The sequence below is a fragment of the Pseudomonas sp. HLMP genome, assembly GCF_046365545.1.
GTDB lineage: Bacteria > Pseudomonadota > Gammaproteobacteria > Pseudomonadales > Pseudomonadaceae > Aquipseudomonas > Aquipseudomonas guariconensis_B.
Genome location: NZ_JBDLLR010000001.1, coordinates 2840188 through 2866476, shown reverse-complemented (window position 1 = coordinate 2866476; position 26289 = coordinate 2840188). Strand labels below are relative to the sequence as shown.

At 64.2% G+C, this 26289-nt stretch carries 23 protein-coding genes and 2 pseudogenes; 17 read left to right on the top strand and 8 right to left on the bottom strand.

Translation table 11 applies throughout. The features are described from left to right. Window positions 1-267: 267 nt before the first annotated feature. From ABFA30_RS13365 to ABFA30_RS13355, 3 genes are all read right to left on the bottom strand, one after another. Complete coding sequence (locus ABFA30_RS13365) at window positions 268-2697, bottom strand: TonB-dependent siderophore receptor (protein ID WP_410045542.1); 2430 nt, start codon at window positions 2695-2697, stop codon at window positions 268-270. A 68-nt stretch (window positions 2698-2765) separates the two neighbouring features. Continuing rightward, window positions 2766-3713: a FecR domain-containing protein gene (locus ABFA30_RS13360; protein WP_410045541.1), complete on the bottom strand. Its 948-nt coding sequence runs from the start codon at window positions 3711-3713 to the stop codon at window positions 2766-2768. Continuing rightward, window positions 3713-4222 (bottom strand): sigma-70 family RNA polymerase sigma factor, encoded by a 510-nt coding sequence (locus tag ABFA30_RS13355; RefSeq protein WP_410045540.1) that lies wholly within the window; start codon window positions 4220-4222, stop codon window positions 3713-3715. The genes ABFA30_RS13360 and ABFA30_RS13355 overlap by 1 nt, the downstream gene beginning before the upstream one ends. A gap of 193 nt (window positions 4223-4415) precedes the next feature. Here ABFA30_RS13355 and ABFA30_RS13350 point away from each other — a divergent pair, with 193 nt between their 5' ends. The 4 genes from ABFA30_RS13350 (at window position 4416) to ABFA30_RS13335 (ending at window position 7763) form a co-directional block, all read left to right on the top strand. Continuing rightward, complete coding sequence (locus ABFA30_RS13350; RefSeq protein ID WP_368815287.1) at window positions 4416-5381, top strand: ribonuclease Z; 966 nt, start codon at window positions 4416-4418, stop codon at window positions 5379-5381. Between the two features lie 39 nt (window positions 5382-5420). Beyond that, on the top strand, window positions 5421-5975 hold the full coding sequence (locus tag ABFA30_RS13345) for an AAA family ATPase (RefSeq protein WP_410045539.1): 555 nt from the start codon (window positions 5421-5423) through the stop codon (window positions 5973-5975). Between the two features lie 234 nt (window positions 5976-6209). Then, window positions 6210-6746, top strand: coding sequence for an AAA family ATPase (locus tag ABFA30_RS13340; RefSeq protein WP_368815289.1), 537 nt, complete (start codon window positions 6210-6212; stop codon window positions 6744-6746). Window positions 6747-7121: 375 nt separating this feature from the next. After that, window positions 7122-7763 (top strand): cupin domain-containing protein, encoded by a 642-nt coding sequence (locus ABFA30_RS13335; RefSeq protein WP_225788391.1) that lies wholly within the window; start codon window positions 7122-7124, stop codon window positions 7761-7763. Window positions 7764-7922: 159 nt separating this feature from the next. Here ABFA30_RS13335 and ABFA30_RS13330 read toward each other — a convergent pair whose 3' ends face one another. Continuing rightward, window positions 7923-8906 (bottom strand): LysR substrate-binding domain-containing protein, encoded by a 984-nt coding sequence (locus ABFA30_RS13330; protein ID WP_225788392.1) that lies wholly within the window; start codon window positions 8904-8906, stop codon window positions 7923-7925. A 176-nt stretch (window positions 8907-9082) separates the two neighbouring features. On the opposite strand from ABFA30_RS13330, the gene ABFA30_RS13325 reads away from it, so the two are divergent. Both ABFA30_RS13325 and ABFA30_RS13320 read left to right on the top strand, forming a co-directional pair. Next, window positions 9083-9613, top strand: a complete 531-nt coding sequence (locus ABFA30_RS13325) for a DUF4863 family protein (RefSeq protein ID WP_410045538.1) — start codon at window positions 9083-9085, stop codon at window positions 9611-9613. Between the two features lie 172 nt (window positions 9614-9785). Beyond that, entirely contained in the window at window positions 9786-10778 is a 993-nt protein-coding gene (locus tag ABFA30_RS13320) for a GlxA family transcriptional regulator (RefSeq protein ID WP_225788394.1), read from the top strand. 47 nt (window positions 10779-10825) lie between these two features. Here the strand turns inward: ABFA30_RS13320 and ABFA30_RS13315 are convergent, their stop codons facing one another. Next, complete coding sequence (locus ABFA30_RS13315; RefSeq protein WP_225788395.1) at window positions 10826-12298, bottom strand: catalase; 1473 nt, start codon at window positions 12296-12298, stop codon at window positions 10826-10828. A gap of 43 nt (window positions 12299-12341) precedes the next feature. Then, window positions 12342-12983 carry an HD domain-containing protein gene (locus ABFA30_RS13310; RefSeq protein WP_225788396.1) on the bottom strand — a complete coding sequence of 214 codons (642 nt, stop codon included), beginning with the start codon at window positions 12981-12983 and terminating at the stop codon, window positions 12342-12344. Between the two features lie 296 nt (window positions 12984-13279). On the opposite strand from ABFA30_RS13310, the gene ABFA30_RS13305 reads away from it, so the two are divergent. From ABFA30_RS13305 to ABFA30_RS13280, 6 genes and pseudogenes are all read left to right on the top strand, one after another. Next, a complete protein-coding gene (locus ABFA30_RS13305; RefSeq protein WP_410045537.1) occupies window positions 13280-14209 on the top strand; it encodes a LysR family transcriptional regulator in 930 nt (309 codons plus the stop codon). Window positions 14210-14384: 175 nt separating this feature from the next. After that, on the top strand, window positions 14385-15032 hold the full coding sequence (locus tag ABFA30_RS13300; RefSeq protein ID WP_225788398.1) for a hydrolase: 648 nt from the start codon (window positions 14385-14387) through the stop codon (window positions 15030-15032). Between the two features lie 343 nt (window positions 15033-15375). Further along, complete coding sequence (locus tag ABFA30_RS13295; RefSeq protein ID WP_225788399.1) at window positions 15376-15723, top strand: metalloregulator ArsR/SmtB family transcription factor; 348 nt, start codon at window positions 15376-15378, stop codon at window positions 15721-15723. Window positions 15724-15745: 22 nt separating this feature from the next. Next, window positions 15746-17029: an arsenic transporter gene (locus ABFA30_RS13290; protein WP_253080470.1), complete on the top strand. Its 1284-nt coding sequence runs from the start codon at window positions 15746-15748 to the stop codon at window positions 17027-17029. Window positions 17030-17057: 28 nt separating this feature from the next. Further along, window positions 17058-17528, top strand: coding sequence for an arsenate reductase ArsC (locus ABFA30_RS13285; protein ID WP_368815295.1), 471 nt, complete (start codon window positions 17058-17060; stop codon window positions 17526-17528). 91 nt (window positions 17529-17619) lie between these two features. Next, window positions 17620-17772 (top strand): annotated as a pseudogene (locus ABFA30_RS13280) (arsenical resistance protein ArsH); the annotation flags it as partial. 105 nt (window positions 17773-17877) lie between these two features. On the opposite strand, the gene ABFA30_RS13275 reads toward ABFA30_RS13280, so the two are convergent. Further along, window positions 17878-19119, bottom strand: a complete 1242-nt coding sequence (locus ABFA30_RS13275) for a DUF1835 domain-containing protein (RefSeq protein WP_410045536.1) — start codon at window positions 19117-19119, stop codon at window positions 17878-17880. 216 nt (window positions 19120-19335) lie between these two features. Between ABFA30_RS13275 and ABFA30_RS13270 the strand changes: the two are divergent. The 5 genes and pseudogenes from ABFA30_RS13270 to ABFA30_RS13250 form a co-directional block, all read left to right on the top strand. After that, window positions 19336-19458: pseudogene (locus tag ABFA30_RS13270) on the top strand (LysE family translocator); the annotation flags it as partial. A gap of 261 nt (window positions 19459-19719) precedes the next feature. Further along, on the top strand, window positions 19720-20631 hold the full coding sequence (gene kdgD, locus ABFA30_RS13265) for a 5-dehydro-4-deoxyglucarate dehydratase (RefSeq protein ID WP_225788403.1): 912 nt from the start codon (window positions 19720-19722) through the stop codon (window positions 20629-20631). A gap of 102 nt (window positions 20632-20733) precedes the next feature. Further along, entirely contained in the window at window positions 20734-22101 is a 1368-nt protein-coding gene (locus ABFA30_RS13260) for an MFS transporter (RefSeq protein WP_253080468.1), read from the top strand. Between the two features lie 39 nt (window positions 22102-22140). Continuing rightward, window positions 22141-23694, top strand: coding sequence for a galactarate dehydratase (garD, locus tag ABFA30_RS13255; RefSeq protein WP_410045535.1), 1554 nt, complete (start codon window positions 22141-22143; stop codon window positions 23692-23694). 45 nt (window positions 23695-23739) lie between these two features. Then, entirely contained in the window at window positions 23740-25323 is a 1584-nt protein-coding gene (locus ABFA30_RS13250) for an aldehyde dehydrogenase (NADP(+)) (protein WP_410045534.1), read from the top strand. 66 nt (window positions 25324-25389) lie between these two features. Here the strand turns inward: ABFA30_RS13250 and ABFA30_RS13245 are convergent, their stop codons facing one another. Continuing rightward, the gene (locus ABFA30_RS13245) at window positions 25390-26139 is read right to left on the bottom strand and encodes a FadR/GntR family transcriptional regulator (protein WP_225788484.1); all 750 of its coding nucleotides are present in this window, start codon (window positions 26137-26139) and stop codon (window positions 25390-25392) included. Window positions 26140-26289: the final 150 nt, after the last annotated feature.

Genomic DNA, 26289 nt, shown 5'->3' with positions numbered 1-26289 from the left:
GTAATGTCCTTTTGGGGCCGCTTCGCGCCCCATCGCCGGCAAGCCGGCTCCCACAGGGTCAGCGGGGCCCATAGATCATGTGCAATGCAGAGGATTAGATGTGTGGGATCGCAGAGAACAGAAACCGAAAGAGCAACGGGTACAGCGCCGCCCTGAACCCTGGACTGCCGGCTATGGGCTGCAAAGCAGCCCCAATACCGTTTGACTGACTGGCACTGGGGCCTGCCCACTAGACGCAAGAACGCGAAGCCCGTGAAAACGCTCCCTTCAGAACCCCAGCGTTGCCGAAAGCAGGTAGGTCCTGGGCGTGGACAAGGTCAGGCCCGGTTCGCTGTCATCCGAAGCCCCGGCCGACGCCCAGTAGCGGTCATCCAATACGTTCTCGACACTGGCACGCAGGGTGACGTGCTTGTCGTCGACCTTGAACGCATACCGGGCACCGATATCCAGCCGCTCCCAACCGTCGATCTGCTTGCTGTTGGCCTGGTCCAGGTACTGCGAACTCGAGTGGATGCCGCGTGCGGTCAACGTCACCCCGGGCAACGCCGGGACGTCCCACTCGGCACCGAGGTTGACGTTGTACTCAGGCGTTGCCGGTGCACGGTTGCCATCGAACGCGCCACCCACGGTATCGGTCAATTCGCTGTCGATGTACATCACCCCACCCAGCAGGCGGAAGCCCTCGAGCGGCTCGCCGAACACACTGAGCTCGATGCCCCTGTTGTCGCGCTTGCCGTTGGGTCCGAAGACCCGCGAGGTGGCGTTGGTTTCATAGGCGGGCTGGCGGATGCGAAAGGCACTGGCGGTAAAGGCGACCCGGCCCAGGTCGTACTTGGCGCCCACCTCCACCTGGCGGCTGGTGAACGGTGGGAAGATCTGGTCTTCGTTGAGCGAGGTCGACGGCGCGATCTTGCCTTGGCTCAGGCCTTCCATGTAGTTGGCGTAGAGCGACAGCCGATCGCTGACTTTGAACAGGATGCCGGCCGACGGCGAGACCTTCTCCTCGTCGTAGGCAGTGTCGCCCTTGACGTCACCGGTCCAGTCATCGACCTTGATCCGCTGCCAGCGGGCGCCAAGGGTCAGCAGCAGGCGGTCGTCGAGGAAACCGAGGGTGTCGGACAAGGCCAGGCCCGTGAAGCGGTTCTCGGTGTAGACCTTGGCATCGTAGCGGGTCGGCGTGCCGGGCGTCGGTGTCGGTACCGGGTCGTAGAGGTTGCTGGGCGCTGCGGCATAACGGGCGCCGCCGTTCTCGAAGTCCATGTAGAAGTAGGTCGCGGCCAGGTTGAGCTCGTGGCTCACCGGCCCGGTGTCGAACCAGTTGCGCAACCCGGCCATGGCCGTCCTGACCGTTTCGTCGCGAGTGAAGTCGCGGGGCTGGACGCTGAAGTCACCGGCATCGTTGACGATCGACACGTTGTGCCGGAGAAAGTCATGGTTGCTCTTGCGCGCACCGACCGCGCCATAGGCCATCAGCGCGTCGCTGATATCGAACTCGCCATGCACGGCGCCGAAGGTATCGTTGGTGCGCGCCTTGCTCCAGGCCTGGGCATAGTTGTGGCGCACGTCGCCAGCATGCGGAACCTGGGCATTGGCGCCGACCAGGACCCGCTCCTGGGGCGCGTCGGTATCGCGCTCGGTATGGCCCAGGTCCGCCGACAGGCGCACACGCTCACCGCGAAAATCCAGCCCCAGCACGGCCATCTCGCGGTCGACACTCTGCTGCTCCCACTCGGTGTCACCGGACTGTTTCACGCCGTTGAAGCGCAGGCCGAACTGCCCGTCCTCACCGAAACGCCGGCCGATATCCACTGCGCCACCCACCTGACTGTCGGAGGCGTAGCTGCCGGTGAATGCCGCGACCGGGGTATCGCCCGCGCGCTTGGGCACCACGTTGATCCCACCCCCCACGCTGCCGCGTGGCGAGATACCGTTGATCAACTGGCTCGGGCCCTTGATGATGTCCACACGATCGGCCATTTCCATGTCGATCGAATAGGTCGGCAGGATGCCGTAAAGACCGTTGTAGGACACGTCGCTGTTGAACAGGCTGAACCCGCGGATGGTGAATTGCTCGAAGCGCCCGCCAGCCGGGTTGGTCGAACGCACCGAGGGATCGCTGGCGATCAGGTCGCCCAGGGTCCGCGCCTGCTGGTTCTGCACCGCCTCGCGGGTGTAGGTGGTCATGCTGAACGGTGTTTCCATGAAGTCGCGTGAGCCGAGCAGACCTTGCGAACCACGGCGCGCGACCTGGCCACCGGCATAAGGCTCGGCATCGCTGCCCAAGGCACGGGTACCGGTGACGGTGGTGGGGGCGATCTCCAGGGCATCGGCACCCTGCGGTACCGGCAACAGGGTATAGGCGCCGTCCCCCACTGGCTGCAACTGCAGGCCACTGCCCTGGAGCAGCCGTGCGAAACCTTCATCGATACTGTAGGTACCAGACAACCCGGCACTGCGCCGCCCGCTCACCAGAGCCGGGTCGACCGACAGGCTGACCCCGGCGAGGCCGGCGAAACGGGTCAAGGCGGTGCCCAGGGTACCCGCTGGCACCTCGTAGCTGCGGCGACCGAGGTCCTCGGCCCAGCTGGGCGAAATCAACAACAGGTTGGCACTCAGGCCCATCGCGAACCCCAGGTGCAGCAATGGACGCGCACCAGGCGCAGCCGGACGTGAACGGCAAGGCAATACTGCTGGCATTGAAGAATGCTCCCCTTTTTCTTTTCTCCTACCGGCAATGACCAGCGACGCGAAAAAAAGGGACAGGCTCAGGCAAGATTTTTCCGAGAAGACAAGGTAATCCAGTACCGCGTACGGGCATGCACCTCCAGCGGCAGGCTGGCAGCCAGCAGCGCAAGCACCCGGTCGGTGTCGTCGAGCCGGAAGGTGCCGGTCACCCGCAAGGTTTCCAGCTCGGGCTCCCAACGCAGCAGTCCGGGGCGGTAGCGGCGCAACTCACGCAAGAAATCCCCCAAGGGCTGGTCCTCGACCATGAGTACCCCGTCACGCCAGCCCTGCAGCAGGTTATCCGTCGTACCAACAGGGCCCGTGCCGGTCGCGTGCAGGCTCGCCTGCTGCCCCTCGTGGAGAGACAAGGTGCCGCCGTGCAGTGGCTGCAGCTGCACGGCGCCCTTGACCACGGCCACCCGGCAACCGCGCTCGAACAGGCGCATGCAGACTTCGCCATCGCCAACCATGACGCGGCCGAATGGCACCTGTACGGTCAAGTGCGCATGCCGGTGGACGTCCAGGGCGATTTCGCCATGCAGCAGCGTCACCTGATGGGCAGTCAGGTCGATGTTGACCGCGCTGTCGGTGTTCAACTGCAACGAACTGCCATCGGCCAGGGTCAGGCGCTTCTGCTCGCCGATGCCCGTGTGCACGTCGGCGACCCAGGCCTCCAAAGGCATTTGCCGCCCCAGCATCCAGGCCGCCGGTACCAGCGCGGCAACCCCGAGGGCCTGCTTGAGCACCCGACGCCGGCCCGCATCCGGGCGATCCAGGGTGGCCATCGCCAGGGCGCCAGGCAGCTCGGAAAAGCGCTGGCGCAGCAATTGTGCCTTTTGCCAGGCACGCTCGTGGCTGCCGCTTGCATTGCGCCACGCTTCCAACTGCAGCAGATCGCTCTCGCGAGCCTTGCCCGACTCCAGCAGCGCCAGCCAGCGGGCTGCGGCACGAGCGACCTCGCGCGCCTCGTTGGTGGGCGTGGCGGGCATCACAGTTCCGCCAACAGGCAGTGCTCGTAGGCCTGCGCCATGTAGCGTTTGACGGTGCGCTCGGAAACACCGAGGCGCTCGGCGATTTCACGGTAGCCCAGCCCTTCCAGCTGGCTCCAGAGAAATGCCCTGCGCACCGGGGCGTGCAGGCCGGCGAGCAGCTCGTCCAGGGCCTGCAGGGTTTCCAGCAGCACCCAGCGCTGCTCCGGCGACGGCACGCTTTGCTCCGGCAACTGCGCCAGGGCCTGCAGGTAGGCCTGCTCGAGGCTGCGCCTGGAGTAGAAGGTGCTCAGCAGGCGCTCGCCCACGGTCAGCAGGTAGGCCCGGGGTTCGCGGATCTCGGCGAGCTGGTGGGAGTTGGCGAGCACCCGCAGGAAGGTGTCCTGGCTCAGGTCCGCCGCATCCCAGGCATTGCCCATGCGCCGCCGCAGCCAGTTTTCCAGCCAGCCTCGATGGTCACGGTACAGGGCGGGCAGGCTGTGCTCCGCGGGCGGCGCTGCATCAATCATGTCGGGAGGCTCTGGGCGATGGTCGCAAATGATAGTAATTCTATTTTACATATCGCTTTGGTTCCAAGTGCTTTGTACATCGGCCAAGCCGAGGGTTGAAAAAGCGGCTATGCAGCCCCCTGAATCCATCCGCCCGACAATGGTCGTACACTACACGCAACCTTGAACGCCACGAACAAAGGAGCCGGCACCCATGGACCTGCAGTTTCTAGGCACCAGCGCCGGGATCCCCACCAAGGCCCGGAACGTCAGCGGTACCGCCCTCATCGAGGCCAGCGGCAGCGCCTGGTACCTGGTCGATTGCGGCGAGGCAACCCAGCACCAGCTCCTGCGAACCCCGCTGTCGGTCTGCGACCTGCGCGCGATCTTCATCACCCATGTCCATGGCGACCACTGCTTCGGCCTGCCGGGCCTGTTGGCCAGTGCCGGCATGTCCGGGCGTAGCGAACCGCTCGACCTGATCCTGCCGGCCGCGCTACACGAATGGCTGCGCCTGGGGTTGGCCGTCAGCGAGACCTACCTGCCCTTCGAATTGCGCCTGCAGGCGGTCGAAAGCCTGGAGGGCTGGTGCAGTGGCAACATCCAGGCCACCCCCGTGCAGCTATCGCACCGGGTGCCCAGCTATGGTTATGTGTTCACCGAGGTCAACCCCGACCCTCGCCTGGATATACAACGCCTGGAGGCCGACGGTGTCCCCCGCGGCCCCCTATGGGGCGAGCTTGCCCACGGCCACTCGGTGGAACATGCCGGGCGGTTGCTGCACGCCCAGGATTACCTGCGCCCGTCACGCCCGCCTCGGCGGGTGATCGTCTGCGGCGACAACGACACCCCCGGGCTGCTGGCCGACGTGGCGCAAGGCGTGGATGTGCTGGTGCACGAGGCGACCTTCACCGAACCGGTCGTCGAACGCACCCAGGCGACCTTCGGCCACAGCACCGCCGCGGCCGTGGCCCGCTTCGCCGAGTCGGCGGGCGTTGCGAACCTGGTGCTGACCCACTTCAGCGCCCGCTACCAGCCCAATGCCCAGCGCAGCCCCTCGATCGAAGACGTTCGCCAAGAGGCTCGGGCGCACTACAGCGGTCACCTGGTGCTGGCGCAGGACCTGCAGCGCTACCGCATGGGGCGCGATGGCTGCCTTGTGCCGGTGGACGCTCAATAGGCACACGCATGACGCGTGGGTTGTCGATCGATGATCATCATGAACAAGGAAATCCCCATGAACCGCTTCGTCATCATTTCCGGCTGCTCGGGCGGCGGCAAGTCCACCCTGCTCGAGGAGCTTGGGCGGCGTGGCCATGCCGTGGTCGAAGAACCCGGCCGGCGCATCGTACAAGAAGAAATACGCACGGGAGGCCAGGCACTGCCCTGGGTCGACACCGTCGGTTTTTTACGCCGGGTCATCGACCTGGCATTGGATGACCATGCCCAGGCTCCGCGCAACGACCGCCAGTGGGTCTTCTTCGATCGTGGGCTGGTCGATGCGACGGCGGCAATCCAGGCGCTGACAGGAGAGCCCCTGCTCGCCACGCTAGGCCAATCCTGTCGTTATCACCCGCACGTGTTTCTCACCCCGCCCTGGCCGGAAATCTATGTGCAGGACGCGGAGCGCCGGCACGACATGGAGGCTGCACGGGCTGAGTTCGAGCGGCTCCTGCAGGCCTATCCATCGTTGGGGTACGAGGTATCGCTGTTGCCCAAGATCGGCGTGGCGGCGCGGGCGGATTTCGTGCTCGATACCTTGGCAGCGTACTGAGCCGCCGGGCTCGCTTTGCAGCCCTCCATGAACCCGCTTTACCCCAGGCCCAACTGCGCGACCACCTCGTCCGAGGTCATGACATCGGCATACTGATTGGGAGCAGTTTAAAGACCTACCCCGCGCCTCTCACCGCACGCCCCTTTCCGAGAAACGATCAATGGCTCCACCCAACGTTGACAGGCCAGAGAAAACCTGCAAAATCGCCGGCCTTTTTCGCGACAGGAAGTCCTCATGCAACGGATTGTGATTCTGGGCAATGCCGGCAGTGGCAAGTCCACTCTCGCCCGCGCCCTAGGCAAGCGCCTTGGCCTGCCGGTGGTACACCTCGACACACTGTTCTGGGAACCTGGCTGGATCGAACCCGATGCCGAGCAGTTCCGCGCGCGAGTCCGCGAGGCGGTCGCCACGGATGCCTGGATCTGCGAAGGCAACTATGCCCGCCGGACCTTCGACCTTCGCCTGCCCCGCGCCGACCTGGTCATCTGGCTCGATACGCCGCGGCTGACCTGTTTCCTGCGGGTGATCATGCGTAGCGTCATGAACCGCCCTCGGCCTGACATTGCAGCAGGGTGTAGAGAGCACCTGGACAGGGCGTTCCTGACCTTTCTCAAATTCGTATGGCAATTCGATCGTGACTACCGCCCGGGTATCGAGGCCATGCGCCTGGCCATGGGGCCCCAGGTGCCTACGGTTCACTTGCGCAACACTCGGCAGGTGTCTGCATTTCTCGATGGCCTGCCCGCGCTGAACGAAAGTACCTGCCCATGACCCGTTGGACTGCTTTTTACCAACAGAGCGAGAAACGCGGGCCATCTCCCACACGATGAGTCTTGTCGAACCAGATAGATGTTGGCCAGGCCATTGAAATTGGGTTGCGGAACCGGCAACGAGACGCGACAGCTCGTTCAGGCGGATGGATATGCATTCCGACCAGCTCAATTGGCATCGACTTGATCGGATCATGCGGAAGGCTTTTCATGGGCAGTGAGGGCTACCTTTGCGGCGCTCACTTTGAATATGCACCTTAGTGTCCGGTTGTAATTGCATATCCGACGCAGCATCCAAGTACGCAGCGCTACAGTTTCGGGAGACGCTCATGCTCGACGACAAGAACATGGTGGTGAACAGCGGCAGGATCGAACCATGATCCCCGATCGCCTGAACGCCGACCTCTCGCTGCGCGCGATCATGCATGGCGCGAGCCTGCCCTGGGTCGCCAGCCCGCTGCCCGGTGTGGAGCGGCGCCCACTGTATCGCCTGGGTGGCGAGCAGGCACGGGCCACCAGCCTGGTGCGCTACGCCCCCGGCAGCCAGTTCAGCGCACATGTCCATTCGGGTGGTGAGGAGTTTCTCGTGCTCGATGGCGTGTTCGAGGACGAGCATGGTCGCTACCCAGCGGGCACCTACGTGCGCAATCCGCCCGGCAGCTTACATTCTCCAGGGGCGAGCGAAGGCTGCATGATCTTCGTGCGGCTTCGCCAGTTCGATGCTGACGATCGCGAGCAGGTCGTCACGTCGCTGGCCGTCCATGGCGACCAGGTGCTGTTCGAGAACGCATGTGAACGGGTCTGGGTCCAGCAGCCCAGGCCCGGATCGCCCGTGCAACTGGCCAATCCGCGGGGGCTGGAGTTGCTGCTGCTCGACGGCGAAATAGCCGGGGAAGACTTCACGCTACAGCCACTGAGTTGGATGCGCCTGCCGCCCGGCATGCCATTCGAGGCCGTGGCCGGCGCCCGGGGCGCCCGCCTGTGGCTCAAGGATGCCGCGCCAGATCTAGGTTTCTGAGGCGACCTGGTAAATACAGTGAATCGACAGAGCGCTGAGACTTCATCAATGACCTTGGCATAACGTCGAGTCATACGTCCCTATGTGAACTTTAAAAATGCCCCGAACATTACATGAGAACGCCCCCCCCTTACCCCATCACCGCGGCACGCCCCCTCTTCACACATCGTGAACGTCCAATGCTTTCGCGGCACAGGCAACTTGTTCTTGCAACCAACGTTGTGATGGGTCGTTTTCGTTATTGCCATGCCAGACCATCTCCAGTTGCTGGTGGGCTACGGGATAAGGCAGTTCCTTGATCATCAAGCCCATTGTGCGGGCAAATGTCCGGGCCAAAGGGCGCGGCATGATGGCCAGCAACTCGCTGTCTTCGAGCAACAGGGGAAGTGCCAGGAAATGCGGCAGCACGACTTGCCGGCGCAGCGTCAGGCCTGCCTGGGCCAATGCGTTCTCCAGCGCGCCACGGTCGTACATGTCCGTCTGGCGCGCCAACCCCCGTTCGAGAATGTAGTCACTGTTCGCATCCGTGCCACCTAGCGAAACCACGGCCAACGGGTAGCGTGCGAGGTCGGCAAGAGTCGCCTGGGCACTGCCCAGCGGATGGTCGCCGCGACAGACCAGCACTTCTTCCTGCAGGAGGATCGGTCGACTGCGCAGACGCTCCGGCACGCTGCGAAACATACCAAGCGCAACATCGATGCGGCCCAGGTCGATCTGCTCGGCCAAGTCCAGGCGTGTCACTGGCGTAATCACAAGGTCGATACCCGGTGCAGCGCTGCGCAACTGGCGGTTCAACTGCGGCAGCAAGGTAGCCGACAAATAGTCGTTGGCGGCAATCACGAACGATCGGTCGATGCTCCCGGGGTTGAACGGGGCGGCTGCGCCGGCCAGCGTCTCGCCGATGCTCCGCAAGGCCGAACGCAGTGGTTCGCTGATCTGGTAGGCGTAGTGGGTAGGCGTCATGCCTTGGCCGGTACGGACGAAGATTTCCTCGCCCAACCCTTCGCGCAAACGCCCCAGCGCGTGGCTCACCGCAGACGGGCTCAAATGCAGGCGCTGGCTGGCGCGCAGGACACTGCGCTCCTCCATGACCGCATCGAAAACCCGGATCAGGTTCAGGTCCAGTTTGTCGAAAGCAATCATTGGGTCATTCCCCGCCCAACCTGTCGATTATCCATGATGCATAACTTCATCGAAGCGAAAGTACAGGTACGCTACTGCGCCATGAACAGGCTGCATTCTCACACTGCAGATAATTCGTTTCTTATCGAAAAACAACAATGGGAGAATTTCTGGCAACAACACGAGGAGGCACCCCCTTGAAAAAGAGAGATGAGTTAATCAATGCCTGTATCAACTTCCTTGCCTTGGTCAAAGATAAAACAGCCGGCACGGAAACCGAAAACTGGTTGAACGCACATTACGGCCCGGACAGCGAAACGTATCGATACATCGCCGAGCGCGTGATCGAAGGCGTGGCCGAGGGCTGGCTCGCCAATGTCGAAATCAGCGGTGAACATTATCGCCGCAGCCGTTTATGCGAGCCGAGCGCAGACACTTTCTACTTCAGCATGACCGCCGTCTACATGAACAGCCGCAGCCATGAGATGAACAACGTCGATCATAGTTTCCGTGGCGACTATCACCGCCATCCCTATGGCGAACTGAACATGGTCATCCCGCTGGACAAGGATGCCATGCTGGCAGGCCCGCAGGGCTGGCAAGGCGCTGGCTGGACCGCTCCGGCACCGGGCAGCCAGCACTTTCCCGAGGTCAAAGGCGGCGCGCTCATCGCCTTTTTCTTTCTACCCGCAGGACGTATCGCCTATGACGTGCGGGATACCCCTTAGACTAATCGCTGCGGCATGTCGCCCACCTGCCAAAATTGGCTGACTTCCGGGACGCGGCCCGCGCATCATGATCAAGACGGCGGCCAGGCACGGTTCCTGGCCGCCGCTTCACCGATCCTGTCACCGAACACTCGCACGGCGTTGGCGCCGAGCCAGTACAAGGGAATACCTGATGACGGTACGAACAGTGGCGATTGCCATCCACGATGGCGTTCAGGCATTGGATGTCGTCGGCCCAATGGATGTGTTCCATGAAGCCAACGCCTACCTGGCAACTGGAGACCGGTACGAAACAGTGCTGGTCGCCGCCGACGACAGCCCGCTGCGGGCATCGAACAGCATGCAGTTGCGGGCGGACCTCACCTTCGCTGAAGCAACTGGGACGTTCGATATCCTGCTGATCGCCGGCGGCCCTGCCTTGCCCGACGCACCACCGGATCCGAGACTCATCGAATGGGCCAGCAAAGCCCCGAATCACGCGCATACATACGGCTCCATTTGTACAGGTGTATTTGCGCTGGGGTACGCCGGCCTCATCGACCAGCGCCGCGTGACAACGCATTGGCAAAATGTCCCCAAGCTGGCCGCGCGGTTTCCGAACGCCTGCGTCGAGCCCGACGCGATCTATGTGCGCGACGACAGGTTGGTGACCTCCGCAGGCGTCACCGCCGGCATCGACCTGGCCCTGGCCCTGGTCGGCCAATGCCATGGACAGGACATCGCCCTGACCGTAGCGAAGCGGCTGGTGGTGGTAGCCCAGCGTCAGGGTGGCCAGTCGCAGTTCAGCCCGTACCTCACCGCCCCGGCCAACCCCGCCTCACCGGTAGCACGCATCCAGGCGCACGTCATGACCCACATCGGCGAGCGGCACAGCCTGGAATCGCTCGCCGCCGAAGTTGGCATGAGCGCGCGCAACCTGGCGCGCTATTTCGTGCAGGAAACCGGGATCACCCCACACGAGTTCGTGCAGCGCGCGCGCATCGATGCCGCGCGCATGATGCTGGAAGCCAGCGACCGCCCCCTGAAAACCATCGCCTACGACTGTGGCTTCGGCACGGTCGACCGCATGCGCATCACCTTCGGCGAACGGCTTGGCATCACCCCGGCCCAGTACCGGGCCAGCTTCCGCCGCCAGGCACCGGCCTCCAGCACAGCGCAGGCATAGCGCACCTGCCCATGACGGCACGCCGGCATGGGCAGGCGGCCGGTCTGTCAGGCAGGCGACAGGCCCAAGGCCTGGGCAACACCTGCGCCGTAGGCGGGGTCGGCCTTGGCGCAGTTGGCGACATGCCGCTGTTTCACTTCCAGGCGCGCATCCCCCAAGGCTCGCGCGGTGTTGTCGAACAGCGCCTGCCGCTGCGCAGGCGTCATCAGGCGGAACAGGTTGCCGGGCTGCTCGTAGTGGTCGTCATCGCGGCGATGGTCCCAATGGTCGGCCGCACCATCGAGCTCCAGCGGTGGCTCCTTCAGCGATGGGTCGTCGCCAATCCAGGTGCCTTTGCTGTTGGGCCAGTAGCTCGCCGTGGGCCCCAGGTTGCCGTCGGTGCGCATGGCGCCGTCGCGGTGATAGCTATGGAAGGGGCAACGTGGCGCATTGACCGGGATGTGGTTGAAATTCACCCCCAGCCGGTAGCGCTGCGCATCGCCATAGGAGAACAGCCGTCCCTGCAGCATGCGATCCGGTGAAAAACCGATACCGGGCACCACGTTGGCTGGCGAGAATGCTACCTGCTCCACCTCGGCGAAATAATTGTCCGGGTAGCGGTTGAGCTCCATCACCCCCACCTCGATCAACGGGTACTCGGCCTTCGGCCACACCTTGGTCAGGTCGAACGGATTGTGCTGGTGCGCCCGGGCCTGCGTTTGCGTCATGACCTGGATGAACAGTGTCCAGCGCGGGAAATCCCCCCGCTCGATGGCTTCGAGCAGATCACGGCCATGGCTTTCGCGATCCGTGGCGATCAAGGCCGCGGCCTGCTCGTCGGTCAGGTTCTCGATACCCTGCTGGCTACGGAAATGGAACTTGACCCACACCCGCTCGTTCGCCTCGTTGATCAGCGAAAAGGTATGGCTGCCAAAACCGTGCATGTGCCGCAGGCTGCGGGGGATGCCACGGTCCGACATGACGATGGTCACTTGGTGCAGGGCCTCGGGCAGCAGCGTCCAGAAATCCCAGTTGCTGTCGGCCGAACGCAGCCCGGTGCGCGGGTCGCGCTTGATGGCGTGATTCAGGTCGGGAAAACGCATCGGGTCGCGGAAGAAGAACACCGGCGTGTTGTTGCCCACCACGTCCCAATTGCCCTCCTCGGTGTAGAACTTCACCGCGAAGCCCCGAATATCGCGCTCGGCGTCGGCGGCGCCACGCTCGCCGGCCACGGTGGAAAAACGCGCGAACAGCGGGGTCTGCTTGCCGACCGCGGCGAACAGCTTCGCCTTGGTGTAGCGGGTAATGTCCTGGGTGACCGTAAAGGTGCCATGGGCGCCCCAGCCCTTGGCATGCATGCGCCGCTCCGGGATCACTTCACGGTCGAAGTGCGCCAGCTTCTCGATCAGCCAGATATCCTGCAGTAACGCCGGGCCGCGAGGGCCGGCGGTCATGGTATTGAGGTTGTCCGCTACCGGGGCCCCTGTGGCATGGGTCAGGGTCGGCAGCGCGCCGTTGTCGCGGGAACGTGTGTCGGTCATGTCGATGGCTCCTGGCGTCAGGTGGTGGTCACGGGCACTTGCCTCAGTTCGGCCACGCCGAACCGAGGATGAGTGAGCAGAAGTTCATGCGCGTGTAGCCAGGGACCTTCAGCGCCAGCACATCGGCCTTGACGTTGCCGAAGGTGGTCAACGGCTTGTGTTTTATACCGTCGGCGAAGTGTTCGATGATGCCTTCCTTGAAATTCGCCTCACGGGGATGATGCTCGCAGACCTGGCAACGCTGCTCGTGGCTGAAGTCATGGTAGGCAATGCCCAGCACATCCATCTCCACCCCGGCCGTCACCAGGGCGATGGTGGGCCGCATGTGCTCGGGGATCCCGGGCGTGGTGTGCAAGGCGATTGCCGTCCAGACATCCTCGATGTCACGCTCCGCGACCCCGTAGCTCTTCATGAAATCCCGGGCCGCGTTGGCGCCATCGACCTCGAAGCGCAGCTCAGGGCTCGAGTAGCGCGCTGTCAGCCCCATGTCGTGGAACATGGCGCCCAGGTACAGCAGCTCGGGGTCGTAGTCCAGGCCGCGGCGTTCGCCCGTCAATGCCCCCCAGCAGAACACCCGGCGGCTATGGTTGAACAGCAGGTCGTCCTCGGTATCGCGAACGAGCTCAGTGGCAGCGCGGGCGATCGCGCTATCGGGGATTCTGATACCAGCAACGATTTCGGTCATCGACATACACTCCAGGTCAGGCGGCGCGGTGAAGCAAGGTGCGCGAATGCCAAGGTTGTACTGCCGCGATCACCACTGCCCGGGTGGACGATGGAGCCCTCGCGGCGCCTGGAGAAATTCCAGCACCGGGCCTGCAACGGAACAAGAAACGAGCGACCTCGGATCAGGACAGACAGACATCGTTTCACGCCAAACGCCCATCGCCCCCAGGCAGGGCCGGCCTCCAGCCGGGTACCCTGACGGCACACCCTGTCCATCACAGCGACCAGTACCGGCAGAACCGGAGGAGCACCACCATGAGCGAGGCCCTGGACAAACTCTCATGGGATGATCTGCGCATCATCAAGGCCATCGGCGAATGCAACAGCCAGATGGGGGCCGCCGACGCGCTCGGCATCAATCACTCGACCGTTTCGCGCAGGCTCTCGGCGATGGAAAGCACCCTCGGCGTGGTACTGTTCGACCGTCGGCGCAATGGCTATGTGGCGACCGCCGCGGGCGCCGACATGATCGCCCTGGCCAACCGCGTCGAGAAAGACGTTCTCGGCGTGGCGCGGCGGGTGTCGGAGCAGGCCCAACGCTACAAGGGCGACCTGCTCATCACCACCAGCGATGCGCTGTTGGTGGATTTCCTCACCCCCATCATCGCCGAGTTCCAGGCCTGCCACCCAGGCATACGCATCGAGGTCATCGTCAGCAACCAGCCATTGAACCTCGCCCGCGGCGACTCCGACATTGCCTTGCGTGCAACCTTGGCCGTCCCGGAAAACCTGTTCGGACGCAAGGTGGCCATCGTCGCCTGGGCCACCTACGGGCGCCTGGATAAATACGCAGGCGGTACGTGCACCCTCGACACGCTACACCAGAGCACCTGGGTTTCCTACGGCAAAGGCCTGTCCAGCCTGAAGGCATACCAATTCATCGATGAGCACGTACCCCGCGAAAACATCATCTACCGCAGCGACTCGGTCTACGGCGTAGCGGCAGCCATCCGCGCGGGCATCGGCATCGGCTTGCTGCCCTGCATGCATGGCGACCTGGTGCCAGACCTTGTGCGCATCGGCCCTGTCGAGCCCGAGGTGTATGACGAGTTGTGGCTGCTGACCCACCCCGACATCCGCAAATCAGAACGCATCTATGCCTTCATGACGCATTGCGCCGACGCCATCGTCCGCCAGCGTGCCTTCATCGAAGGCCATGGCGCCCCGGGCACGAGCGAGCAGTAGGCCGCACACGCCCTCGGCATTTTTGCGCAATCGGTTTCGCCTAAACGCACGCTCATGGCGCCGGGGCTGAACGTAGACTTTCCAGGCACGATGATCGTGGGCCGGCCCGTCATCCGTGACTGCATGCAGCCCGCCGCACGTGGGCACACCGAAACCTACAAGAGGACTCACCGCCATGAGCATCAAAGCCTGCGCCAAACCCGCCCGCAGCCTGCTGAGCCCACACGACCACGCCCTGGTGCTGATCGACCACCAATCGCAGATGGCTTTCAATACCAAGTCCATCGACGTCACCAACCTGCGTGCCAACACCGCCATCCTGGCCCATGCGGCCAAGGGCTTCGGCGTCCCGACGGTGATCTCCACGATCTCCAAGGACACCTTCGCCGGCCCGCTGTTCGAAGAGATCACCGAGGCTTTCCCCAACGCCGATGTCATCGACCGCACCACGTCCAATGCCTGGGAAGACGAACACTTCATCGCCGGAATCAACGCCACGGACAAGGGGCGCCTGGTCATCTGCGGCCTGTGGACGTCGGTGTGCTGCAACGGCCCCGTGTTGTCGGCACTGGAGCAAGGCTACGAAGTCTATGTGGTGACCGATGCCTGCGGCGACTGCACCGCCGAGGCCCATGAGCGCGCGGTACAACGCATGATCCAGGCCGGCGCGCGCCCGATCACCGCCCTCACCTACCTGCTCGAACTGCAACGCGACTGGGCCCGGGTGGAAACCTACGACCTCACCACCGGTATCTCCAGAAGATTCGGTGGAGCCTTCGGGGTCGGTATCCAGTACGTCAACGCGATGATGAGCGACCATTGAGGCGATCGCCGTTTTGCTGAAGAGCCGACCCGTTCAAGGTGCTTGAAGCCGTGAAGCCCTTGACGACCGGTCTGGCGCCCCGGCAAGGCCGCTCCCACGACAGGCGCATCGTTGCCCCGTAGCTCGTTTCGATTGCGGGGCTTTTTTCGCCTGGGTACTTCCGAGCACTGAACTACCCGCTGGGGTCGTGGCGTCCCACGAGGCGTTTGAAACGACCGAGTAACGGATCGTGGCAGCTCGCCCACATCCACATGAATCATTCCCTATAGACAGCAGTGGCTGGGGTTGCGCGAAACATATGGAAATCCGTATATTCGAATCTCCATATGCAAGAGCCCTGCCCATGATTACGCCTCCCGAGGTCTTCAAGAGCCTGTCCGACGAGACCCGGGCTCGTGCCACCTTGCTCATCGCCCGTTTGGGCGAGTTGTGTGTCTGCGAGCTGATGTGTGCCCTGGACCACAGCCAACCGAAGATCAGCCGTCACCTGGCACAACTGCGAAGCAGCGGCCTGTTGCTCGATCGCCGCCAGGGCCAATGGGTGTATTACCGCCTCAATCCGCAGCTGCCCGCCTGGGTGCACGAGATGCTGCAGGTGACGTTGCGTGCCAATGCCCAGTGGCTGCAGGACAACGCCTCTCGCTTGCAGAACATGGACGACCGCCCCGTCCGCGCTACCGCCTGCTGCTGACCTCTCGACGAGCAAACCTCCCATGCTAGTTGCACTCGCTGTCTTCGTGTTCACCCTGGTGCTGGTCATCTGGCAACCCAAAGGCCTCGGCGTGGGCTGGAGCGCTGCACTGGGCGCAATCATCGCGCTGGGGGTGGGCGCGGTTTCCCTGCACGACATTCCGACCGTGTGGAGCATCGTCTGGAATGCCACTGCCACGTTCATCGCCGTCATCATCATCAGCCTGCTGCTGGACGAGGCCGGTTTTTTCGAATGGGCCGCCCTGTACGTGGCGCGCTGGGCGAATGGCAGCGGCTATCGCCTATTCGCCTTCTGCATGCTGCTCGGCGCCGCTGTGTCAGCGCTGTTCGCCAACGATGGCGCGGCGCTGATTCTTACGCCTATCGTCATGTCGATGCTGGTCGCGTTGCGCTTCCCGCCCGCTGCCACGCTGGCATTCGTCATGGCCGCAGGCTTCATCGCCGACACGGCGAGCCTGCCGCTGGTGGTTTCCAACCTGGTGAACATCGTCTCGGCCGACTACTTCGCGCTGGGCTTCGCAGAGTACGCCTCGGTGATGATGCCGGTGAACCTGGCCAGCGTCGCCGCCACCTTGATGGTGCTTTTCTTGTTCTTCCGGCGCGACCTTCCCAAGCAGTACGCCCTCGACGCGCTGCGGGAGCCGAAAGCGGCAATCCATGACCGCGCCACCTTTGTCGTTGGCGGGTGGACGCTGCTGGTGTTGCTGATCGGCCTGTTCGCCCTGGAGCCCTTGGGTATCCCGATCAGTGCGGTCGCTGCCGTGTGTGCAGCGACCCTCTTTGCGGTTGCGGCTCGCGGCCACAGGATCTCTACCCGTCGCGTGCTGCGCGAGGCCCCCTGGCAGGTGGTGGTCTTTTCCCTCGGCATGTACCTGGTGGTGTACGGCCTGAAGAATGCCGGCCTCACGGATTTCCTCGCCCAGTTGCTCGACCGGCTGGCCGCGCATGGCGTGTGGGGTGCCGCCATCGGCACCGGCCTGCTCTCGGCCCTGCTGTCGTCGGTGATGAACAACATGCCCAGCGTGCTGCTCGGCGCCTTGTCGATCCAGGCCAGCGGGGCAGATGGGCTGGTACGCGAGGCAATGATCTACGCCAACGTCATCGGCTGCGATCTCGGCCCGAAGATCACCCCCATCGGCAGCCTCGCCACGCTGCTCTGGCTGCATGTGCTGGAACGCAAGGGCATGCGCATCACGTGGGGCTACTACTTCAAGGTCGGCATCCTCCTGACCCTGCCGGTTCTGCTGATTACCCTTTCGGCCCTGGCGTTACGCCTGGGCCTCTGACGCTCGCCACCCAGCGCAGGAGCCCTCCATGCGAGTCCTTTTCATGTGCACAGCCAACAGCTGCCGCAGCATCCTTTGCGAAGCGCTGTTCAACCACCTGGCCCCGTCGGGATTCGAGGCGATCAGTTCCGGCAGCTTCCCCAAGGGGCAGGTACTGCCGCGCAGTCTCGCCACCTTGCGACAAGCCGGCATTTCCACCGAAGGCCTGCGCAGCAAGGGCAATGACGCGTTCGAGGGCAATCCGCCGGACATCGTCATCACCGTCTGCGACAAGGCCGCCGGGGAAGCCTGCCCGGTGTATTTCGGCCCTGCCTTGAAGTCTCACTGGGGGTTGGAGGACCCGTCCGATAGCATTGGCGACGAAGCGTCGGTCGATACCGCCTTCCGCGTCACCCTGGCGCATATCCGCAAGCGATGCGAAACCTTCTTCGAACTGCCTTTCGGCACGCTCGATCGCGACGAGCTCAAACGCGAGCTGGACCGCATCGGCGCTCTCTGAGCAGCAGGCCCCATGTCAGAGCAACTGCCCAACCTCGACCTTTCGCTGTTCGACGTACCGGCACCCGTACCAGCGACCACAAGCCGCGTATCCTGCTTACGATCGTGTGGTCGATGTAATGGAAGAACTGGTGAAGTTCACCCTGCTGCTGCGTGACCGCCAAGCGTTCCTGATGGATCGCTACTCGGAGCGTAAGGAAAATGCCGAACAGCTCAGCGCACGTGTCAATCAGCGCTCCATCTGAGGTGGCCGTGGCCATCTGTATATAACTGCCACTTGGGGCCGCTTCGCGCCCCAAATGGCAACTGAAAGTCTTGACTGACCGGCATCGATGTTGGAGTCAGGCCCATCAGCGCCGCCAGACCTGCCCTTCCCCACTCACCACCCAAGGCGCCTGGTCGCCAGCGATACGCACCCCGCCAACCCAACGCGGCGCAGGTGCCTGGTCGAGCCAATGGGCCTGCCCGGCCAACACCTGCTCGCCAAGCGCCGTCAACCGCAGGGGGCGTTGCGACCAGCTATCGCCCTCTCCTTCATGCAACAGCGGGCGGGGTGCATCGACCAGTGGCCGCAGCAAGGTGTGGAACATCAGGTCGCCCAGGTATGGCAGCGGCTCGTCGTGCTGCATCAGCTGGGCGAATACCCAGCCAGCGGGACGTTCGCCATGTACCGCCAGGATGCGCAACACCAGCCGCTCGGTGAGGCTCAAACCGTCAGCCGCCCCCGGAAGCTCCTGCAACTGGCGCGCCAGCGCCGGCCCCAGCAGCGGCAAGGCGGGATGCTGCCGGGTGGCCAGGCCTGCCCAAGTACGCGGATCTGCTGCGGTATAGGCCGCCCATGCCTGGCGCGCCAAGGCCAAGGCATCCTCGCCCAGCGCGCGGCGTTGCGGCCAGAGCCAGGCGAGCAGGTCCGGGGCCAGTTGGCCGATCCCGATGAAGCGTTCGACACCTGGAACCTGGTTGATTTCGATCAGTTCGAGCCGGCGCGGCAGGCTGGGCAGGCTTGCCAGCAGGCGCACCAGGAACAGTTGGTCGTAGGCGTCCGCTTCGCACCAGAGCACCACTTCGCTGTCGGCGCCCAACTGCGCCAGTGCCGAACGCTGCTGGGTTTGGCGCTGTTCGATATCCACGGCGGCAAGGCCGAACGCCTGCTGTATGTAAGCGGCGCGTACCGCCCAGTACTCCTCCTCGGGCAGCGCCGGCACCGGCCCCATCACCATGGGGTCGGCGAACATATGGAACGCACCGGCGAATCCCGCGATGCGCAAGCTGTGCTCGATATCGTTTCCGCAACGCCAGTGCTGTACGCTCGCCTCGCCGTCGCTGGCAAAGCCTGGGTGGCGTGCGGCGAAGGCGACGGCGTCGGCATGGGCCTTGAGCCTGGGCCAGCTGGCGAAGCCGGCCTCGCGGGCCACCAGCCACTGGATGTCGGCGAGACGGTAATCGGGGCCTGGCAGGCCGAGCGTGCGCAGTTGTGCGCGGGCATCGTCGGCCTCGCCGTCGTTCAGCGCCGCCAGCAGGCGCTTGGCGCGCTTGCGCAAGGCGGGTACGTCGAGCAGGCCATGATGGCGGGATGCATGGATGGCAGGCATGCCAACTCCTTTTGGGGCTCGGTCCGCCGACAAGCCGGGAGCTGGAGTGAAGGAAAATAGCAAGCGTGCCTGGGAAACCCCTTCGCGCGGACCGCAGGCGCAGCGTACGCCCTGGCCCAGACTCTAGCGGCAAGCTCCACGGGAAGCAATGCGTCGAGTGGCAAACCAATGCCCTGCACGTTAACGTGCGCGTAACCCACCAGCCCAGGCCCCGCCATGTCCGTCGCTGGCAGCCTTCTTGCCGTCCCCCTTGCCGCCACCCTGCTGACCCTGACGCCCAGGCTCGACACTGCGCGAGTATTGAGAACAGCCACCGTGGAGAGCAAGCGCCAGGCGATGCCAGACGTTAAGCACCGCGCTGGCCGAACCAGCGCGATGCCAAGGCGCTTGGTGTCGCTGGTCACTGCATACTCCTCAAACTGATACGACAACAGTTGTTTTCCCCGCCCTACCTCTTACGATCAAACCCCGCCGTAGTCGCCATCTGCTAGATCTCCACGTCAAACAATCTTCACGTGAGGGCTAGGCACCCGCCAAGTTGTACGATAACCTACATCAACTTTGAAACCCCACCCCAAGCGCCACAGGATGCCTACAACAATGACCCCACAAGAGCTGCAATCCATCCTCTCCCATGGCCTGCTGTCGTTCCCCGTCACCGACTTCGACGCCCAGGGCGACTTCAATCCGGCCGGGTACGTCAAACGCCTGGAATGGCTGGCCCCCTACGGCGCCAGCGCACTGTTCGCCGCTGGCGGCACCGGTGAGTTCTTCTCCCTGGCGGCCAGCGAATACAGCCAAGTCATCAAGACCGCCGTGGATACCTGCGCAGGCTCGGTGCCGATACTCGCCGGCGTGGGCGGCTCCACCCGCCAGGCCATCGAATATGCCCAGCAAGCTGAACGCCTGGGCGCCAAGGGCCTGCTGCTGTTGCCCCACTACCTCACCGAGGCCAGCCAGGACGGCGTTGCAGCCCACGTCGAGGCCGTATGCAAGTCGGTGAAAATCGGCGTGGTGGTGTACAACCGCAACGTCTGCCGCCTCAATGCCACGCAGCTCGAACAACTGGCCGAGCGCTGCCCGAACCTGATCGGCTACAAGGACGGTCTGGGCGACATCGAGCTGATGGTGTCGATTCGTCGCCGCCTGGGCGAGCGCTTGAGCTACCTGGGTGGCCTGCCGACCGCCGAGGTGTATGCTGCAGCCTACAAAGCTTTGGGCGTCCCGGTGTATTCGTCGGCGGTGTTCAACTTCGTGCCCAGGACCGCGATGGACTTCTACCACGCCATCGCCCGCGATGATCACGCCACCGTCGCCAAGCTGATCGACGACTTCTTCCTGCCGTACCTGGATATCCGCAATCGCAAGGCCGGTTACGCCGTCAGCATCGTCAAGGCCGGAGCGAAAATCGCCGGTTACGATGCGGGCCCGGTGCGCACGCCACTGACCGACCTGACCGCCGAAGAGTACGGGATGCTCGCAGCCCTGATGGACAAGATGGGCCCGCAATAAGCGGCGCCCTGGCGACCTGCCCTTGCCATGGCCGAAGCGGAGCCATCCCGCTTCGGCCCATACCCGATCCCCGCACAACAATAACTAGTGGGAGCTCCATCAATGCAAGCGACTAAAAAGACGCATGTACGCTACCTGATCCTGCTCATGCTGTTCCTGGTGACCACGATCAACTATGCCGACCGTGCCACCATCGCCATCGCTGGCTCCAGCCTGCAAAAGGACCTGGGCATCGATGCGGTGACGCTCGGCTACATCTTCTCGGCGTTCGGCTGGGCCTACGTAGCCGGCCAGATCCCCGGCGGCTGGCTGCTCGACCGCTTCGGCTCGAAGAAGGTCTACGCCTTCAGCATCTTCACCTGGTCGCTGTTCACTCTGCTGCAAGGCTTCGTCGGCGGCTTGCCGGTGGCCTGGGCGGTGGTGACCCTGTTCACCCTGCGCTTTCTGGTCGGCTTTGCCGAAGCGCCGTCGTTCCCTGGCAATGCCCGCATCGTTGCCGCCTGGTTTCCCACCGCCGAGCGCGGTACCGCATCGGCGGTGTTCAACTCGGCGCAGTACTTCGCCACGGCGCTGTTCGCCCCGATCATGGGCTGGATCGTCTTCCGCTTCGGCTGGGAGCACGTGTTCGTGGTGATGGGCGCATTGGGCATCGTGTTTTCCGGTGTCTGGCTCAAGACCATCTACAACCCCAAGGAGCATCCGCGCATCAGCCGCAGCGAACTCGAACACATCGAGCAGAACGGCGGCCTGGTGGACATGGACCAGAAACGTGCCAACGACGGCCCCAAGTGGGGCTACATCAAGCAGCTGCTGACCAGCCGCATGCTACTGGGCGTCTACCTTGGCCAGTACTGCATCAACGCCATCACCTATTTCTTCCTGACCTGGTTCCCGGTGTACTTGGTGCAAGAGCGCGGCATGACCATCCTCAAGGCCGGCATCATCGCTTCGCTGCCGGCCATCTGCGGTTTCGTCGGCGGTGTGCTTGGCGGCGTGATCTCGGACTGGCTGCTGCGCCGTGGCCACTCGCTGACCTTCTCGCGCAAACTGCCAATCGTCTGCGGCCTGCTGCTGTCGACCACGATGATCTTCTGCAACTACGTCGAGGCCGAATGGATGGTGGTGGGTTTCATGACGCTGGCGTTCTTCGGCAAAGGCATCGGCGCCCTGGGCTGGGCGGTGGTCTCGGACACCTCGCCCAAGCAGATCGCCGGGTTGTCCGGCGGCATGTTCAACACCTTCGGCAACATCGCCTCGATCACCACGCCGATCGTCATCGGCTACATCATCAGCGCCACGGGTTCGTTCAAATGGGCGCTGGTGTACGTGGGCGCCAATGCCCTGGTCGCCGTGTTCAGCTACCTGGTGATCGTGGGCCCGATCAAGCGCATCGAGCTGCGTGACGTCCCAAAGGATGACGCCACGCCAGGCATGGCCGCCAGCAGCGAACTGGCCGGCTCGCGCCATTGAGTGAAACACGCCTGTGAACACCACAAGAAGGGCTCCATCATGCAGTTGATCGAACACTCCGACTCGCCCCGCTACGTCCGCCTGCACGACGATGACAACGTCGTGGTGGTGGTCAACGACGGCGGCCTGGGGGAAGGCGCCAGCTTCGCCGACGGCCTGACCCTGGTCGAAGACGTACCGCAAAGCCACAAGGTCGCCACCGTGGATATCGCCAAGGGAGAACCCGTACGGCGCTACGGACAGATCATCGGCCATGCCCTGGAAGACCTGCGCCGGGGGAGTTGGGTCAAGGAAAGCCAACTGGCCATGCCTGCCGCTCCGGAACTGGACAGCCTGCCGCGCTGCGATGCCGTCCCCGAGGCCTTGCCGCCACTGCAAGGCTACACCTTCGAGGGGTTTCGCAACGCCGATGGGACTGTGGGCACGCGCAACATCCTCGGCATCACCACCACGGTGCAATGCGTGACCGGCGTGCTGGACCATGCGGTCAAACGCATTCGCGAAGAGTTGCTGCCCAGATACCCCCACGTCGACGATGTCGTCGCCCTCACCCACAGCTATGGCTGTGGCGTCGCGATCAACGCCCGGGATGCCTACATCCCCATCCGCACCGTGCGCAACCTCGCGCGCAACCCCAACCTCGGCGGCGAGGCGCTGGTCATCAGCCTGGGCTGCGAAAAGCTGCAGGCCGACCAGGTGATGCACGCCGACGATCCTTCGGTCGACCTCGACGAGCCTTGGCTGTACCGCCTGCAGGATGCCAACCTGGGCTTCGTCGAGATGGTCGAGCAAATCATGGCCCTTGCCGAGACACGCTTGGCCAAGCTCGACAAGCGCCGCCGCGAGACCGTCCCGGCCAGTGAGCTGATCCTCGGCATGCAATGCGGCGGCAGCGATGCGTTCTCCGGTATCACCGCCAACCCGGCGCTAGGCTTTGCCGCCGACCTGCTGGTGCGCGCAGGCGCCACGGTCCTGTTCTCGGAAGTCACCGAGGTGCGCGACGCCATCTACATGCTGACCTCGCGCGCCGAGAGCCAGGCGGTGGCCGACGCTCTGGTGCGCGAAATGGACTGGTACGACCGCTATCTGCAGCAAGGCGCGGCAGACCGCAGCGCCAACACCACGCCGGGCAACAAGAAGGGGGGGCTGTCGAACATCGTCGAGAAATCCCTTGGCTCGATCGTCAAGTCCGGCAGCGGCGCCATCCAGGGCGTGCTCGGCCCTGGCGAGCGCGTCACGCGCAAAGGCCTGATCTTCTGCGCAACGCCAGCCAGCGATTTCGTCTGCGGCACGCTGCAACTGGCGGCGGGGATGAACCTGCACGTGTTCACCACCGGGCGCGGCACGCCCTACGGCCTGGCCATGGCGCCGGTGGTCAAGGTGTGCACACGCACCGAACTCGCCCAGCGCTGGCCCGACCTGATCGACATCGACGCCGGGCGCATCGCCAGCGGCCGCGCGACCATCGAGGAGCTGGGTTGGGAACTGTTCCATTACTACCTGGATGTGGCCAGCGGTCGCAAGCAGACCTGGGCCGAGCGGCACAAGCTGCACAACGACATCACCCTGTTCAATCCGGCGCCGATTACCTGAACGGCCTGCGGCGCCCGCTCAATCACATTCATACAGGAGTACTCCATGCCTGAGATCCTCGGCCACAACTTCATCGCCGGGCAACGCAGCGCCACTGGCACGCAACGCCTCCAGAGCCTGGACGCCACCACCGGCGAGCCCCTGCCCTACGTGTTCTTCCAGGCCACCGAGGCCGAGGTGGACCAGGCCGCCCGCGCCGCCGCCAACGCCTTCGCCGAGTTCCGCCACCTGGCCCCGGCTCGCCGCGCCGAGTTCCTCGACGCCATCGCCGCCGAGCTCGACGAACTGGACGACGCCTTCGTCGACATCGTCTGCCGTGAAACCGCGCTGCCTGCGGCACGCATCCAGGGCGAGCGAGGGCGTACCAGCGGCCAGATGCGCCTGTTCGCCGAGGTCTTGCGCCGCGGCGACTTCCTCGGTGCACGTATCGACCTCCCATTGCCCGAACGCCAACCGCTCCCACGGGTGGACATCCGCCAGATGCGCATCGGTGTAGGCCCGGTCGCGGTGTTCGGCGCCAGCAACTTCCCGCTGGCCTTCTCTACCGCCGGCGGCGATACCGCGGCCGCCCTGGCCGCTGGCTGCCCGGTGGTCTTCAAGGCGCACAGCGGCCACATGGCCACCGCCGACCTGATCGGCTGCGCGATCCAGCGCGCCGCCGAGCGTACTGGCATGCCCAGGGGCGTGTTCAACATGGTCTTCGGCGGCGGTGTCGGCGAATGGCTGGTCAAGCACCCCGCGATCCAGGCGGTGGGTTTCACCGGCTCGCTCAGAGGGGGTGACGCCCTGTGCCGCATGGCGGCCGAGCGCCCACAGCCCATCCCGGTGTTCGCCGAGATGTCCAGCATCAACCCGGTGATCATCCTGCCGGGCGCGCTGGCCAAGCGCGGCGAAGCCATCGCCCGTGAACTGGCAGGCTCGGTCTGCCTCGGCGCCGGCCAGTTCTGCACCAACCCGGGCCTGGTCATCGGCCTGCGATCGCCGCAGTACAGCCAACTGCTCGCCGATCTCGGCCAGCATCTGGAGCAGCAGGCGGGCCAGACCATGCTCAACGCCGGCGGGTTGAACAGCTATACCGCAGGCCTTGGACACCTGCATGCCCACGCGGGTATCCGTCACCTGGCCGGGCGCGCCCAGGGCGGCAACCAGGCCCAGGCCCAACTGTTCAAGGCCGACGCCCAGCTGTTGATAGACGCCGACCCGCTGTTGCAAGAGGAAGTGTTCGGCCCCACGACCGTCGCTGTGGAAGCCCAGGACAACGAGCAGTTGCGGGCTGCGCTGCAAGGCCTGCGCGGCCAGCTGACAGCGACTCTGATCGGTGAGCCGGAAGACCTGCAAGCCTTCGCCTGGCTGGTGCCGCTGCTGGAGGAAAAGGTCGGCCGCATCCTGGTCAATGGCTACCCGACCGGCGTCGAGGTGTGTGATGCCATGGTCCATGGCGGCCCTTATCCGGCGACCTCCGACGCACGGGGTACGTCGGTCGGCACCCTGGCCATCGATCGCTTCCTGCGCCCGGTGTGCTACCAGAACTACCCGCAGGCGCTGCTGCCTGAAGCGTTGCGCGACAGCAACCCGCTGGCGCTGCGCCGGTTGGTCAATGGGCAGTGGAGCACAGGCGTCATTGGTTGAGTTCGTCAGATCCCAGGGGGCCGCTTCGCGCCCCCAGGATCTTGAGTGAACAGCAAGCCATCGGCCTCAGGCGCCCTGCGCCTCGGCTTCCTCATGCGCCTGGCGCAACCGCTCCCGGCTATTGGACAGGTGCATCCGCATCGCCATCTTCGCCCCTTCGCTGTCTCGCCGGGCGATCGCCTCGTAGATCGCATCATGCTCGTGGCGCAGCCTGCTCATGTAGTGGGCCTGGTCGTCATGGGCCAGGCGTGCGGAGTTGAGGCGCGTGCGCGGAATGATGCTGGTGCCCAGGTGATCGATGATGTCGGCGAAGTAGTGATTACCGCTGGCCTGCGCGATGAGCAGGTGGAACTGGAAATCCGCCGAGACGGCGTCCGAGGCATGGGACACGCCTTCGTTGAGCTCGTCCAGCGCTTCACGCATGGCCGCCAGCGCCTCGTCGCTGCGCCGCTGGGCCGCCAGGCCTGCCGATTCGACCTCCAGGGCAATGCGCAGCTCCAGCACGGCCAACACCTCGCGCAAGGTGACGATGGTCGCCGGATCGATGCGCAAGCCACTGCTGGCCGGCGCGTCCAGAACGAAGGTGCCGATGCCGTGGCGCGTCTCGACCTGGCCCGACGCCTGCAGCCTGGAGATCGCCTCACGGACCACGGTGCGGCTGACGCCCTCCTCGGCCATGATCTGCGATTCGGTCGGCAACTTGTCGCCGCGCTTGAGCTGACCGCTGCGGATGCGCTCAGTCAGCACCGTGACCAGTTCCTGGGCCAGACTGCGCGGTTTGCGCCGAGTCCGGGTCTGTACCTGCTGCTCTGTCATGCCCTTGCGTTCACGTTGAAAGACAGCCGTCATGATAGCGCAAGCAGTTGTACGATCACACTCATCCGTAGCGCTTCGAGCGCAATCATCATCCCGAGCGAGATGGAAGCCTTCCCTACGCCAACGTACTGTCCTTAGAACTTTTTCCTA